This window comes from Pseudomonadales bacterium (assembly GCA_041395945.1).
Taxonomy (GTDB): Bacteria; Pseudomonadota; Gammaproteobacteria; order Pseudomonadales; family Azotimanducaceae; genus SZUA-309.
Map to the genome: position 1 here is coordinate 390,354 of JAWKZN010000001.1, position 13,584 is coordinate 403,937.

Below are 13,584 nucleotides of genomic sequence, written 5' to 3' on the forward strand. Positions count from 1 at the left end.
AGCTGGCTTCTGCCAGCATACCTCTTCTGAGGGCACCGTCACGCCGCCTCGCCAGCGCGTGGATCGAGTGACTGAATCGGTTGTCAAAGACGCGTGATCGGAGTGTCCGGTCGATCCTGCGGCTGGCACACTCGACACCTGCGGCTATACTTAGCGGCTTTTTCACCCAGGGGGCAGCCCATGACGACCAGCGACAGAGTAAAACATGGAGGCCTCAGTGTTGCCGCCGAACTCGATACGCTGATTTCCCGTCGCATATTGCCGGGTACTGGGATAGGGGCGGAACAGTTCTGGTCCGGATTCGAGGCGCTGCTGACCAGACTGGGGCCCAGCAATCGGACTCTGCTCGCACGCAGAGACGAGATTCAGTCTGCCATCGATCGCTGGCACCTCGAGCGTCGTGGTAAGGCTTTCGATCCGGTCGCCTACAGGGCCTTCCTCGAGGAGATCGGGTATCTGGTCCCGGAGCCGGCCCCCTTCACCATCCGGACCCGCAACGTTGACGACGAGATTGCTCGCATCGCGGGACCCCAGCTTGTGGTGCCCGTGATGAATGCGAGATTTGCGCTCAACGCGGCCAATGCCCGCTGGGGCAGTCTGTATGATGCGTTCTACGGCACAGATGTGATCCCGGAGACTCCGGGTCGGGAGAAGGGCAGCAGTTACAATCCGGCTCGTGGTGAGCTGGTGGTTGCCAGGGCGGCGGAATTTCTCGACGCATCCATCCCGCTTGCAGGTGCGAAGCACGCCGATGTGGTGGCCTACGGTATCGGCAGCGACGCGGGTGGCAGGCGTCAACTTCGCGCGGTTCTTGCGGATGGTGGTAACACAGGCCTGGAGTACAGCGAGCGATTCGTTGGTTTTGTCGGCGAAGACGATCCCAGCGTGCTGCTGTTCGTGCACAACGGTCTGCACATCGAGATACAGTTAGATCGCAAACACCCTGTGGGTGCGCTGCACCCCGCCGGTGTCAAAGACGTGGTTCTCGAAAGCGCGATCACCACCATCCAGGATTGCGAGGACTCGGTGGCCGCGGTGGACGCGGAAGACAAGGCCGTCGTCTATGCAAACTGGCTCGGCCTCATGAAGGGCGACCTGGAAGAATCGTTCAGCAAAGGCGGCACCATGGTACGGCGGCGGCTCAATCCCGACCGTACTTACACGGGGGTCACCGGTAATCCCGTCCGGCTCCACGGTCGCAGTCTCATGCTCGTCCGTAATGTCGGCCATCTGATGACCACAGACGCGGTGCTGGACAGCCAGGGGGAAGAAGTTCCCGAAGGTTTTCTCGATGCCGCGGTGACGGTGCTCGCCGCGATGCACGATCTCAACGGCAAGGGTGAATTCCGCAATTCCCGGACCGGCAGTGTCTATATCGTGAAACCGAAGATGCATGGTCCTGAGGAAGTAGCCCTGACCTGCGAGCTGTTCGCCGAGGTTGAAAAGATGCTGGGTTTGCCGGGCAACACGCTGAAAGTCGGCATCATGGACGAGGAGCGCCGTACCACGGTTAATCTGCGCGCCTGCATAGAAGTCGCCAGAGACCGGATCGTGTTCATCAACACCGGCTTTCTTGACCGCACCGGGGATGAGATCCATACCAGCATGCAGGCAGGAGCGGTGCTGCCGAAGGATGCGATCAAACAGGAACCCTGGATCCAGGCGTATGAAAACGCCAATGTCGACGCCGGCTTGAGCACTGGCTTCCGCGGTGTGGCGCAGATCGGTAAAGGCATGTGGCCGAAGCCGGATGAGATGAAGGAAATGCTCGAGGTGAAGTCGGCTCATCCGATGGCGGGTGCGAATACCGCGTGGGTACCGTCGCCGACCGCGGCAACCCTCCATGCCCTGCACTACCATCAGGTGAATGTCGCCGCCCGGCAGGAAGAACTGAGCAAACGTGCCCCGGCCAGCCTGGACGACATTCTGCGTATCCCCCTGCTGGCGGGTCGCAACCTCAGCGCGGCGGAAGTGCAGGCAGAACTCGACAACAATGCCCAGGGCATTCTCGGCTATGTGGTGCGATGGATCGATCAGGGCGTGGGGTGCTCCAAAGTTCCGGACATCAACAATGTGGGATTGATGGAAGACCGGGCAACACTGCGCATTTCAAGTCAGCACATCGCCAACTGGCTGCATCACGGTATCTGCAGCCGTGATCAGGTGGTGAAGACTCTCGAGCGCATGGCGGGGGTGGTGGACGCACAGAACGCCGATGATCCCGCCTACCGGCCGATGGCGCCGGATTTCGCTGCCAGCATCGCTTTCCAGGCAGCCTGTGATCTGGTGTTGAAAGGCATTGAACAACCCAGCGGGTATACCGAACCCGTGCTGCACGCACGGCGTCGGGAAGCCAAAGCGAGGAATGGTTGAGGGGCTGTCGATGGGTTGTCATCGCTCTGCCTCTGTGTGTCGGTGCGGCGTACGGTGGCAGTCTCGACGGACGTTACGCCGCAATGAACCCCTATCTGGGTCTGCATGTCGGTAGCTTTGCCTCCGCTCTCACCCCCGCTCCGGACGACGATCTGAACTTCAACCCCTGTGACGACCGTGTACGCGACTGTTCCGTGCATGCAGATCCGCTGATCAACATCCTTCTCGAGCTGGATGTTGCTGCGGATTCTCGACCCGCAGTGGCTTTCTATCGCAACGAGTCGGGTCGTGCCCTGGACGACAGGCTGGATCTGCTGGGGAGAGGGTGTGGTACGAAGATCGGGGCACTGGAATCCTTCGAGACCGCGGGCAGAACTGAGGGTGAAACGAACGCGCTGCGCTGGACGGCTCGCTTCGATCTGCAGGTCACGAATCGTGCCTGTACCGGCAGACTCCGCCCTACCTCCAGACACTTCCTGCTGCTGCACGGTCTTGAAGAACCCTCTACCGGAGAGCGCCGCCTGCAGGTTGCAATCGACCGCTCGGTGGTTGATCGCAATTATCTGTATGTGGAAGAAGACGGTGTGCGGCGACGGGTGCGCATGGACCTGGATAATACCCGGGACAGCGGCCGACGAGCGCAGTACAGAGTGTGCATCGAAGATGACGAGGGGGAGTTCAGCCGTTGTGTGGTCACGGATCGATCACTGAGAAATTTCGCGCTGCCTCTGCCGGTGCCGGGTGGCGTCGCGTTGAACTATACCTGGTGGTACAAACTGTACCCTGACCTGAAACGCACCCGGGGACTGTACGAACTCGAACAGTACCTCGCGGATTTCGAACCGCTGGACGGCTCCGATCAGGCAGGTCAGAGATGAAGTCGGATACCCGCATCGACGCTATCGAGTCCCGGGTGGAGTTCCAGGAAGACACCATCGCCAGCCTGAATGAGGCCCTGGTCAGGCAGCAGGAGCGCCTGGATCTGCTGGAACAGATGCTGCAGTCACTCATCGAGCGGATCGGCGAAGATTCTGAAGTGGCTGATCAGCCACCGGAGCCCCCGCCCCCTCACTACTGAGCGCCCGTGCCCCGGCTGTGTGAAAGCCCGTCCTGTGTGTTCCCACCGAATGTTGGTGCAATGCACCACCCCGGCGCTAACTCCTATGCGATAACTAGTTGATATTAATAGAAAAATATCATGGTACCGATCTTGCTCGGTAAACTGTCACCTACCGACAGGAGTTAAAAAAATGGATGCTGAAATGAAAGAGCGACTGACCAGTCGGGATCTGTGGATGCGGGCGTTGTACATGCTGTTTTTTGTGATCGCGTACAGCGTCGCAGAAATCGTCCTGGGTCTGGTGGTGATCTTTCAGTTTCTGACAATTCTTTTCACGCGCCGCGCCAATGAGCCGGCGTTGCGGTTCGGGTACAACCTGGGGAACTATGTCCGGCAGATCCTGCAGTTTGAGACATTCAATTCTGAAGACCGACCTTTCCCCTTCGCGGACTGGCCGGACGGGGACCCCGGCGACAACCGCTGGGCAGGCGAAGCGGTGTCAACAGAGGCTGCTGCGGACACGCACCGTGACCGGCAGGAAGCTGACACCGGCGGCGGCCCGGTGGATCCACGCATCCGCTGATGGCGAATCAGAAGGAGTGCCTGGCTCGACGGCGCACTGATACGATGCGTACCATCGGCGAATGTACAGACCACCCATGCGCACCAGGCTCAGGCTCGTCGTTCTGCTGGCTGCATTGTGGCTCGATGCTCCCGCGGTTGCGGCACAGGCACCAGCCCTTGCAGTGGTGATCGCCATCGATCAGCTGACCAATGAGCGGCTGACCGATGCGCTCTCCGGCGGATTGGGACGGCTCGTTCACAACGGCCGGCGCTTCATGAACAGCAGTCTGGATCACGGGCTCACGAATACCTGCCCGGGTCATGCGTCCCTCATCACCGGCATGCAGCCGGGTCGCGCTGGCATTCCCGGAAACACCTATGTCGACCGCGAAAACTGGCGTACCCGCTACTGTGTCGAAGACGATGATCCCGCGCACCGAGTGCTTGGTGGCACAGACGGTCGCTCGCCGGGGCTGCTCAAGGTCGACGGGCTCGGAGACTGGCTTAAGGCTGCCGATCCGGCGCGCAGAGTCTTTTCGGTCGGTGGCAAGGACCGCTCATCGATCATGATGGGCGGGCGGGCACCGGACGGCGCGTACTGGTTCGATGCGGATCAGGCGGTCTTCACGACCAGCGGCTACTACACCCGGGAAATGCCCGCTTACCTGAAGGCCTTCAATTCCACGCTCGCAGGTCGCCTGCCGGCTCGCTGGGAGCACGCGGCAGGCTCGCATCGTGTGGATGATTTTCCCGGAGAGTCGGAGGAAAACGGCAGGGTCAGTGGTCACCCGCTCGCTGCAGGTGAAGAGGCAGGTCGGCAGATTTCCCAGTCGCCCTATCTCGATGAAATCACACTGGATCTTGCGCAGGCGCTTGTCGTCAGCGAGCAGCTCGGCTCGGGGGACAGCCTGGATCTGCTGGCGGTGTCGTTATCTGCGACCGATACCGTCGGCCACCTCTATGGACCCTTCAGCGCGGAAGCCGAGGATGCTCTGCGGCGTCTGGATTTCCGGCTCGGGGAATTCCTGGATTTTCTCGACAGACGGATAGGTAGCGATCGCTACGTGGTAGCGCTCAGTTCGGATCATGGCATTACCGAACTGCCTGAATGGACGCTTGCCAGGGGTGTGAATCGCTGTCCCGTGCCGGGAAGCCGGATGTCGATCTGGCGACTGCTCGCGGGTGTTTACGGCAGAATATACTGGCGACATACCTTTCCGTTCGATGCCCCCACAGAACTGGTGCAGTTCGGCGACGGTCAGGTCTATGTAAACCCTGCCTATGTGGCGCAGGAGAACCTCGACGCCGAGGCGGTGCTCGCCAGTCTGATCGAGATTCTCGAAAGTACCCCGGGTGTGATGAAAGCATGGACTCTGGCAGAACTCGAAAAGAGCCAGGATGAGGTGGCACGACTGCTGCACAATTCCGTGGTGCCGGGTGTCAGCGGTGATCTGTTTCTGCAACTCCATCCGGACTGCATCATCGGCGATGAGGGGACCACACACGGTTCCGTCTACGCTCAGGATCGATCGGTGCCGGTGCTCTTTTATGGCGCCGGTGTGAGTGCGGGAAAGGATCTGACGCCCGCGCACAGTATCGATCTGGCCCCGACCCTCGCTGATCTGCTGGGCATTGAAACCCCGGCCGGTCTCGATGGCAGGGTGCTCGAACTGAATCCCTGAGCGTCAGTTCCCTCGAGAATTGCAACCCGGCTGATTGAGACCTGCCTTCGAGCGGTGCTACGCCTTTTGCCGGGTATCGGGAAGCCGATGTTGTTCTGCGAACTCATGCAACAGGGAGACGAACAGTCCCGGGCGGAAAAATGGGGAACCGTGTCCGGTCATTTCCATGATTTCGAAGCTGCTGCCGGGCGTGGCCGCTGCGATGCGCTGCGCTTCGGCGAGATTCATGTCCTGGCGGCCACAGGCAATCAGCACCGGTGCGCTCACACCAGCCAGTGACTCGGAGAGATCCGGCTCACCCTGATGAGCGGTGTGGGCCTTGAGTGCCGCTTCCCGGTTCTCGTAAAAACGCCAGGATTTCCGCGTTGCCACCATGGGCTCACCGGCTTTAAGGAGCAGGCTCCGGGCCTCTTCCGCGAGCGCTCGCTGGCCGGACTGTTCGACTGGCGGGGTAAGTGAAACATCGAAAAGCCCGAGCGCCGTGAGCCGCTGCGGGTGCTTCAGCGCGAAGCGGGCGGCAGTTCGAGCACCGTAGGCCACGCCCACTACGAAAGCCTGTGAGATAGCCACGGCATCCATAATGGCCGCGAGATCGTCCGCGTACTGACTGAAAGTAAAGGCGTCATCTGCACCCCAGCCACTCTTCCCGGTACCGCGGATATCGAAACGCAGGACCCGGAAGTGCTCCAGCAGTCCGGGCATTACGGGTTCCCAGCAGGTCAGATTGTGGCTCGCCATGTTGACGAGAACGAGGGTAGGTGCAGCCGGGTCACCATCCACCGCGATGTGAAACTGCAGAGCATTCGCGGTGACGAACCGGTTGCTCAGATCGTAGGGTTCACTCACTGAATTTCTCCGTCCGGTTGCTGTCGATCAGTCAGGCCGCGAGCGCCATGCTCCCGCCCCGGGAACATTGTCACCTATCGGCATCGATGCCACTAGCGCGCAGCAATACGCATTTCTACAGTGCAGCGCTGGAATGCGCTGCCGTTCACCAGCCCCGTGCTGCGTCAGTGCCTTACCCACATCGCGTCTGATACCAGGCAGATGCCGCCGGATCGGGAGAGCAGCGGACGGACACCTTCGATGATTCGTGTCATCGCATCTTCCGTCTCGCAGGCGATGATGAACACACAGTTGCTGGAAGTGCCCGTAGGCTCGTCGGCGCGGCGCAGACCCCGATCGCCACGGCCGCCTGTCTGCTGGATGATGGTGTAGCCGGGTGCACCGAGGTCACTGAGCAGATCGGCCATACGTCTGGCGAGGGGTTGTTCGATGACTATTTCAATTCTTTTGCAGGCTTTCATGATGAACCCCTACCGGGACTTTGAAGTAAGAACAGTGGAGTGAATGCGGCACTGACAGCCCGATCAACCCAGCACCCATCGCAGCGCCTGATGGTAGATGGGGATGCCGAGTGTCAGATTCAGCGGGAAAGTGATGGCCAGGGACATCGGCAGGTAGATGCTGGGATTCGCCTCCGGCAGGGCAAGCCGCATCGCAGCGGGTACAGCGATGTAGGAGGCGCTGGCGCCGAGGATGGTCAGCAGCAGCGCGTCGCCTTCGCTCAAGCCCAGCGACCAGGCGATGGATCCCGCCAGCAGTGCGTTGCCCATCGGCAGTGCAAGGGCGAAACCTGCCAGCGGCAGAATGGCAATCCGATCCCTGGCGCTGCGCAGATCCTGGAGCCTTCGGGTGGCCACGATGCCCATGTCCAGAAGAAACAGGCATAACAGGCCGGTAAACAGATCGTTGACGAAGGGATGAAGCTGGCCTACACCCCTGGGTCCGGCGACAAAACCGATCATCATGCTGCCGATTATCAGAAAGACGGATCCATTCAGGCAGGACTCGCGCAACAGCTCGCGCCAGTCCAGCCCTCCGCTGCTGCCTGCAGCCGCTCTGTCGCTGTGGAGTCGATAGAGGAGGATGCCGATGATGATGGCTGGAGACTCCATGAGCGCCATGGCTGCGACCAGGTAACCGCTCCAGGGGACATTGTTCAGATCCAGATAGCTGGTGCACGTGACAAAGGTCACGGCGCTGATGGAGCCATAGGTGGCAGCTACTGCGGCGGCATCGGCGAGCGGCAGTTTCCGGCGGATCAGGTAGAAGACATAGATGGGAACGACGATCGAAAGTCCGAAGGCGGCTGTCAGCCCGCGACCTACGCTGGCATCCAGCGGGCTGGCTGCAAGCGCGACACCGCCCTTGAAACCGATGGCGAAGAGCAGATACAGCGACAGCGCCTTGGCAATGGTTGTGGGAATCTCGAGATCGGAACGCAGCAGCACGGCTGCGACGCCGAGAAAGAAGAACAGCAGCGGGGGAGAGGCCAGGTTCGTGAGAAACAGGGATTCCAATGCTTCAGCCGCTGCGCGAGACGGCTGAAGACTTTGCAACGACCCGGTCTGCCAGGGACTGCCTGTGATCGTGGAGCCGCAGGCGCAGGGCGTCGTCTGCAGTGGCCAGTATCTGTGCCGCGAGAATTCCGGCGTTGGTGGCGTTGTCTATCGCCACGGTGGCGACTGGAACGCCGGCAGGCATCTGCACGATGGATAAAAGCGCGTCTTCGCCTTCGAGGCAGGTGGCGCTGATCGGAACGCCGATCACCGGCAGCACACAGAGCGCGGCCATCATGCCGGGCAGGTGGGCGGCGCCGCCGGCGCCGGCGATGATCACCCGCAGGCCGCGCCCTTCGGCTTCGCGACCATATTCAAAGAGCCGATCGGGTGTCCGGTGGGCACTGACGATATCCAGTTCGTAGGGCACCTTGAGTTCGCACAGCACCTCGGCGGCTTTTTCCATGACCGGCAGATCTGAGTCGCTGCCCATCACGATGCCGACACGGATGGTCATGGCGAAAGACCCTCAGCGAACTCGCCCAGACGCCGCGCTGCCACGCCGGCACGAAGGGCTGCTTCAGCCGTGCTGGTATCCAGGCAGGTGAGGTGCCCCAGTTTGCGACCCGTCCTGGCCTGTCGTTTTCCGTACCAGTGCAGGAACAGGCCTGCCTCACTGATGGGGTAACCCCGGGTACCTGTTTCGCACAGGGGTGCTAGCAGTGGTGTACAGAGCAGGTTGAGCGTTGCTGCCGGCATGGATTGTTCCGTGGCGCCGAGCGGCAGCCCGCAGACCGCCCTGACGTGCTGCTCGAACTGGGAGGTCAGGCAGGATTCCATGGTGTGATGCCCCGCGTTGTGTACGCGGGGTGAGATTTCGTTGATGAGCAGGGTGTTGTCGTCCGTGAGAAACATCTCCACCGCGAACACGCCGATTCCTCTAAGCCGTGAGATCACGCATTCTGCCAGTTGCAGAGCTTCGCGGGTAATGGAAGCGTCGATGTCTGCGGGAGCCTGGGCGAGATCCAGCACGTTACGGGTAGTATCAAAACGCAGTTCCACCGGCGCATAGCTGCGCAGCTCACCCTGGGCGTTGCGTGCCACCAGCACCGCGAGTTCCCGCCTGTCTGCTACGAACTGCTCGATGAGGCTGGGCCCTGTCCAGAAATTTCCGCACTCTTGTTGTGTCCGCAGGATCTGCACGCCGCGTCCGTCGTAACCACCCTGCAGGGCCTTCTGCACGAGAGGCAGGCCGAAGCGTTCGATCTGTGGATACAGGTTCGCTGTTTCCGGCGCAAGAATTTCGAATGGTGCAGTCGGAAACGCCTGATCGCTCAACCAGCGTTTCTGCAGCCCCTTGTTCTGCAGCATCAGCAGAATGCGCGGACTGGGATGCACCGCTACCTGACCCGCCTGTTCGGCCTGGATCAGAAACTCAAGCGCATTCACAGGTATGGCTTCCTTTTCGAAAGTGATCACGTCCACCCGGGACACCAGGTCCTGGAGAATTTTCAGGTCGATGCAGGACGCATAGAGGGTTTCGTCCGGGCTGCCACCCACCGGATCGTCCGGGCCGGCGCCGACAAGGATGGTCCGGACGTTCAGCTTCCGGGCGGCGGCACAGAGCAGATGACCCAGCTGGCCCGCGCCGAGGATGCCCAGGCGCGCAACGGACTCAGGCATCGTCCGCACCGAAGAAGCCGAACAGCTGCAGCAGGCTCAGGAACAGATTGTAGATCGCCACAAACAGGGTGACGGTGGCCATGATGTAGTTGCTTTCACCGCCGTCGATGATTGCCTGGGTCTGGTAGACGATCAGTCCACTCATCAGCAGCACGAAAAGACCCGAAACCGCCAGGGACAGTGCGGTGAGCTGGAAGAAGATGGCTGCCAGACCCAGCACGAAGGCCGTCAGCACGCCGACGAAGAGAAACGTACCGTAGGAGCGGATGTTTGGCGCTCGGCCCGATCGGACATACTGCGACAGGCCGACGAACACAGCGGCGGTGGCGGCCATGGCCGTCGTCACGAGCGTCGCGCCATTGGGCAGGCTGAGGTAGGCGCTGAGAATGGGGCCGAGGGTATAGCCCATGAAGCCGGTCAGAGCGAACACGCTGACCAGACCCCAGCCGCTGTTCTGCAGGCGGGAGGTCAGAAACAGCAGCCCGAAATAGCCGGCAAGCGTCAGGAGGATGCCGGGTGCTGGTGCACCGAGAGCGGCGGACACCCCCGCAACCAGGGCGCTGAAACCCAGGGTCATGGCGAGCAGACGGTAGGTGTTGCGCAGGACCGGACGCTCCCCCGGCGCGATCTGAGCGGAGAAATCGCGACTGGCGGCGGGGACCGCTGCAGCAGTTACCCGGTTTGTCCCGGCGGCGGTGTTGATCGATCTCAGCTCACCCATTTCCAGCTCCACACCTGTGAAAAGGATGCCAGTCTTATCCCTGCCATTAATTCGTTCAATTCGAATATTTGATACTTATACACAGATATTTTCGATGTGTTAGATTTCCCCGCGTCTTCCCTGGTCAACACAGGCAGTCGACTCAGCATGAAACATCTGAACTACAACCACCTGCTCTACTTCTGGACCGTTGCCAGAGAGGGCAGCATCGCCCGCGCTGCCGAAACCCTGCATCTCACGCCTCAGACCATCAGCAGCCAGCTGAAACTGCTGGAGCAGTCGGTGGGTGAACCCCTGCTGCAGAGGGTGGGTCGCGGGCTGCAGGTGACGGAAACCGGAGCCCTGGTGAACCAGTATGCGGAGGAGATTTTTTCACTCGGAGTGGAACTCAGCTCCAGAGTGAAGGCGGGTGGCGCGGGCAGGCCGGTGGCGCTCAATGTCGGGATCGTCAATTCGATTCCGAAGCTGATTGCGTTCCGCATCATCGAACCGGCTCTGCAGCTCGAAGAGCCGCTTCGGGTCATCTGCCGGGAGGGAGATCTGGAAACGCTCCTCGGGGATCTCGCCGTCCACCGGCTCGATCTGGTGCTTTCCGATCGCCCGATACCGACAGGATTGAATGTGAAGGCCTACAACCACGCGCTGGGAGAAAGTGAAATCTCGTTTTTTGCGGGGGCAGGCCTGGGGCCGCGTTATGCGGAAGGTTTTCCGGCATCGCTGGACGCCGCACCGCTGCTGCTGCCCATGCATTCCAGTGCGCTCCGACGGAGACTGGATGAGTGGTTCGAGCGTGTCGGCATCCTGCCGCGGGTGGTAGCCGAGTTCGACGACAGCGCGTTGTTAAAGGCGTTCGGTGAGGCAGGCATAGGAGTGTTTCCCGCGCCGGAAGCCATATCCGGTGAGATCGAGCGAACCTATCACGCCAGCGTGGTAGGAGAGGCTGAAGGTGTGTTGGAAAACTACTTCGCCATTTCTCCTGAACGCAAACTGAAGCATCCCGCTGTCGTCCGCATCATCGAAGCCGCCCGATTCACGCTGTTTGGCGGGTAGCAGTCAGCGACTGGTGACCGGACGGAGATTGTCTTCCCGCGGCACGGTGGGCAATTCGGTCATTTCAATCTCTGTCACGTCGAGAGATTTCAGCACATCGCCCAGTGGAACCAGCATGCGCTGCAGGCGGCCCTGGTGCAGAAAACCGGCAATCACGGTTGCCCCTTCGCATTTGATCACGGTAAAGCGGGTACCGTTGCGGTTGAAAGACTGTCCGATCAGGTGCTGGTAGGCGCTCATCCGAATGCCCCTGTGACCATTTCCATCAGTATAGGGCCGCATCCGGCACTGTGGATGTCCGCCCGTCGGCCAAACGCTGCAGTTCAGCGTGCAAAAGGGCGCGCGGCTATACTCTGCCGACTTCATGGGGACGGCAATGTATAACAAGGCAAAGCTGGCAATCGCCGGATGGGTACTTATCGTTCTCGGTGGGAGTCTGGCACACCTCATTCAGACCACCGGCGGGATCGACATCGAAGATGTGCGCTTCGAATACGAAAGCGGCAGGCACCTGTCCGCACTGCTGTACAGACCCGCGAATGCAACGCCGGCCTCTCCGGCGCCGGGTATTCTGGCCGTGCACGGCTACATCAATTCCCGTGAAACACAAAGCGGCTTCGCCATAGAATTTGCGCGGCGCGGTTATGTGGTGCTGGCCATCGATCAGACCGGTCATGGCTTCAGCGAAGGTCCTGCCTTCGGCGCAGGATTCGGCGGTCCGGCGGGATTGCGCTACCTGCGCGGGCTGCCTTTTGTCGACACCAGTCAGATCGGCCTCGAGGGCCACAGTATGGGAGGCTGGACCAGCCTGGCGGCAGCCGCCGATCAACCGGACGGTTACAGATCACTGGCACTGGTGGGATCCTCGACAGGTCCGGGGTTTGTCCCGGTCGGAACCCCGGAATTTCCCCGTAATCTCGGTGTGATATTCAGCCGCTACGATGAGTTCGCCCCACTCATGTGGGGCGTGGCTGATGCGGCAGACGTCGGGCAGAGTGAAAAGCTGCGGGCCGTGTTCGGGACAGAGGCACCCGTGGTCCCGGAGCAGCTTTACGGCTCCATAGAACAAGGCACCGCACGCTGGCTGACGATTCCCGATACCACTCATCCAGGCGATCACCTCTCCGGTGAAGCCATAGGCGACACGGTCGACTGGATGGCGATGACGCTGTCCGGTGGTACACAACTCGACTCTGCGGATCAGATCTGGCACTGGAAGGAGTTCGGTACCCTGATTGCCCTGATCGGCGGAATGCTGGTGCTGCTGGGCAGCTGCAAGCTGATCCTGGGGATGCCGGCCTTTCAGCGGCTGGCCGGGGTGCCACCGGCAGCACTGCCGGGTGGCTGGTGGTCGAGTGCAGCGCTGGCCGCCGCGATTCCCGCCCTGACCTATTATCCGCTCACCGGGCTGGGCGCACTGTTCACGGCCAATGCGCTGTTCCCCCAGGGTGTAACCAATCAGATTCTGATCTGGGCGCTCGGCAACGGACTCATCGTGCTGGGTGCAGACGCTTTCGTGCGTCGCAAGGCCAGAGTCGAACAAGCCAGGTTCGCTTCTGCCGCGCTCGAACCTTCCGCGAATTGGCCACGGGCAGCGTCCGTCGCGGTGCTGTCCACACTGTGTTTATACCTTGCCGTGGTGCTGTCCGATGTCTTGTTCAAAACCGATCTGCGGTTCTGGGTGGTTGCACTGAAACCCATGGCCGCTCACCATTTTCCGGTGTTTCTGGCTTATGTACTGCCTTTCACCGCCTATTTCCATGTCAGTCAGCGTATCTGGCTGCGTGGCCTGGCCCCGACCGGGTCGGCGCTCGGCCAGTATGTCTCGACCGTCGTGGCCAGCATCGGTGGCCTCTTCGTGCTGGTCGCAGGCTGTTATTTTTATCTGTTTGCGAGCGGTCACCTGCCGCCGGTGGATCCGCTGTTCACGATAGTGGCGATCCAGTTCCTGCCGGTGCTCAGCCTCACCGCGATAGTTTCCGTATTCGCCTGGCGCAGAACGGGCAGGGCGGAAACGGGTGCGATCATCTGCGGTCTGCTTGTGAGCTGGTATGTGGTGGCGGGTCAGGCAACGCACCTGTAGCACGACCAGTGGACTACCGCAGGTGT

The 13,584-nt window shown here is 61.0% G+C and carries 14 protein-coding genes; 7 read left to right on the forward strand and 7 right to left on the reverse strand.

Annotated features, from left to right (window positions below; all coding sequences use genetic code 11):
* Positions 1–180: 180 nt before the first annotated feature.
* The 5 genes from R3E82_01840 to R3E82_01860 all read left to right on the forward strand — a co-directional run bounded on the left by R3E82_01840 (position 181) and on the right by R3E82_01860 (position 5,679).
* The gene (locus R3E82_01840) at positions 181–2,373 is read left to right on the forward strand and encodes a malate synthase G (protein MEZ5549610.1); all 2,193 of its coding nucleotides are present in this window, start codon (positions 181–183) and stop codon (positions 2,371–2,373) included.
* Positions 2,370–3,251 (forward strand): hypothetical protein, encoded by an 882-nt coding sequence (locus tag R3E82_01845; protein ID MEZ5549611.1) that lies wholly within the window; start codon positions 2,370–2,372, stop codon positions 3,249–3,251. The genes R3E82_01840 and R3E82_01845 overlap by 4 nt, the downstream gene beginning before the upstream one ends.
* Positions 3,248–3,451, forward strand: coding sequence for a SlyX family protein (locus tag R3E82_01850; GenBank protein MEZ5549612.1), 204 nt, complete (start codon positions 3,248–3,250; stop codon positions 3,449–3,451). The genes R3E82_01845 and R3E82_01850 overlap by 4 nt, the downstream gene beginning before the upstream one ends.
* Positions 3,452–3,623: 172 nt before the next feature.
* Positions 3,624–4,016 carry a DUF4389 domain-containing protein gene (locus tag R3E82_01855; GenBank protein ID MEZ5549613.1) on the forward strand — a complete coding sequence of 131 codons (393 nt, stop codon included), beginning with the start codon at positions 3,624–3,626 and terminating at the stop codon, positions 4,014–4,016.
* A gap of 76 nt (positions 4,017–4,092) precedes the next feature.
* Entirely contained in the window at positions 4,093–5,679 is a 1,587-nt protein-coding gene (locus R3E82_01860) for an alkaline phosphatase family protein (protein ID MEZ5549614.1), read from the forward strand.
* A 57-nt stretch (positions 5,680–5,736) separates the two neighbouring features.
* Here R3E82_01860 and R3E82_01865 read toward each other — a convergent pair whose 3' ends face one another.
* From R3E82_01865 to R3E82_01890, 6 genes are all read right to left on the reverse strand, one after another.
* Entirely contained in the window at positions 5,737–6,525 is a 789-nt protein-coding gene (locus tag R3E82_01865; protein ID MEZ5549615.1) for an alpha/beta hydrolase, read from the reverse strand.
* Positions 6,526–6,689: 164 nt separating this feature from the next.
* On the reverse strand, positions 6,690–6,986 hold the full coding sequence (locus tag R3E82_01870) for a hypothetical protein (GenBank protein MEZ5549616.1): 297 nt from the start codon (positions 6,984–6,986) through the stop codon (positions 6,690–6,692).
* Positions 6,987–7,049: 63 nt separating this feature from the next.
* A complete protein-coding gene (locus R3E82_01875; protein MEZ5549617.1) occupies positions 7,050–8,042 on the reverse strand; it encodes a sodium-dependent bicarbonate transport family permease in 993 nt (330 codons plus the stop codon).
* 4 nt (positions 8,043–8,046) lie between these two features.
* The gene (gene purE, locus R3E82_01880; protein ID MEZ5549618.1) at positions 8,047–8,538 is read right to left on the reverse strand and encodes a 5-(carboxyamino)imidazole ribonucleotide mutase; all 492 of its coding nucleotides are present in this window, start codon (positions 8,536–8,538) and stop codon (positions 8,047–8,049) included.
* The gene (locus R3E82_01885) at positions 8,535–9,704 is read right to left on the reverse strand and encodes a 5-(carboxyamino)imidazole ribonucleotide synthase (GenBank protein MEZ5549619.1); all 1,170 of its coding nucleotides are present in this window, start codon (positions 9,702–9,704) and stop codon (positions 8,535–8,537) included. Before R3E82_01885 ends, purE begins: the two co-directional genes overlap by 4 nt.
* Complete coding sequence (locus R3E82_01890) at positions 9,697–10,425, reverse strand: Bax inhibitor-1/YccA family protein (protein ID MEZ5549620.1); 729 nt, start codon at positions 10,423–10,425, stop codon at positions 9,697–9,699. The genes R3E82_01885 and R3E82_01890 overlap by 8 nt, the downstream gene beginning before the upstream one ends.
* Positions 10,426–10,572: 147 nt before the next feature.
* On the opposite strand from R3E82_01890, the gene nhaR reads away from it, so the two are divergent.
* Entirely contained in the window at positions 10,573–11,475 is a 903-nt protein-coding gene (nhaR, locus tag R3E82_01895) for a transcriptional activator NhaR (GenBank protein MEZ5549621.1), read from the forward strand.
* Between the two features lie 3 nt (positions 11,476–11,478).
* Here nhaR and R3E82_01900 read toward each other — a convergent pair whose 3' ends face one another.
* Positions 11,479–11,715 (reverse strand): hypothetical protein, encoded by a 237-nt coding sequence (locus tag R3E82_01900; GenBank protein ID MEZ5549622.1) that lies wholly within the window; start codon positions 11,713–11,715, stop codon positions 11,479–11,481.
* A gap of 136 nt (positions 11,716–11,851) precedes the next feature.
* Here R3E82_01900 and R3E82_01905 point away from each other — a divergent pair, with 136 nt between their 5' ends.
* Positions 11,852–13,558 (forward strand): alpha/beta fold hydrolase, encoded by a 1,707-nt coding sequence (locus R3E82_01905; protein ID MEZ5549623.1) that lies wholly within the window; start codon positions 11,852–11,854, stop codon positions 13,556–13,558.
* Positions 13,559–13,584 lie beyond the last annotated feature (26 nt).

What these genes read in the sequence shown, in the direction of transcription:
- R3E82_01840 (MEZ5549610.1), top strand. Translation starts at nt 181, where the DNA reads ATGACGACCAGCGACAGAGTAAAACATGGAGGCCTCAGTGTTGCCGCC.
- R3E82_01850 (MEZ5549612.1), top strand. Translation starts at nt 3,248, where the DNA reads ATGAAGTCGGATACCCGCATCGACGCTATCGAGTCCCGGGTGGAGTTC.
- R3E82_01855 (MEZ5549613.1), top strand. Translation starts at nt 3,624, where the DNA reads ATGGATGCTGAAATGAAAGAGCGACTGACCAGTCGGGATCTGTGGATG.
- R3E82_01860 (MEZ5549614.1), top strand. Translation starts at nt 4,093, where the DNA reads ATGCGCACCAGGCTCAGGCTCGTCGTTCTGCTGGCTGCATTGTGGCTC.
- R3E82_01870 (MEZ5549616.1), bottom strand. Translation starts at nt 6,986, where the DNA reads ATGAAAGCCTGCAAAAGAATTGAAATAGTCATCGAACAACCCCTCGCC.
- purE (MEZ5549618.1), bottom strand. Translation starts at nt 8,538, where the DNA reads ATGACCATCCGTGTCGGCATCGTGATGGGCAGCGACTCAGATCTGCCG.
- R3E82_01885 (MEZ5549619.1), bottom strand. Translation starts at nt 9,704, where the DNA reads ATGCCTGAGTCCGTTGCGCGCCTGGGCATCCTCGGCGCGGGCCAGCTG.
- R3E82_01890 (MEZ5549620.1), bottom strand. Translation starts at nt 10,425, where the DNA reads ATGGGTGAGCTGAGATCGATCAACACCGCCGCCGGGACAAACCGGGTA.
- nhaR (MEZ5549621.1), top strand. Translation starts at nt 10,573, where the DNA reads ATGAAACATCTGAACTACAACCACCTGCTCTACTTCTGGACCGTTGCC.
- R3E82_01900 (MEZ5549622.1), bottom strand. Translation starts at nt 11,715, where the DNA reads ATGAGCGCCTACCAGCACCTGATCGGACAGTCTTTCAACCGCAACGGT.
- R3E82_01905 (MEZ5549623.1), top strand. Translation starts at nt 11,852, where the DNA reads ATGTATAACAAGGCAAAGCTGGCAATCGCCGGATGGGTACTTATCGTT.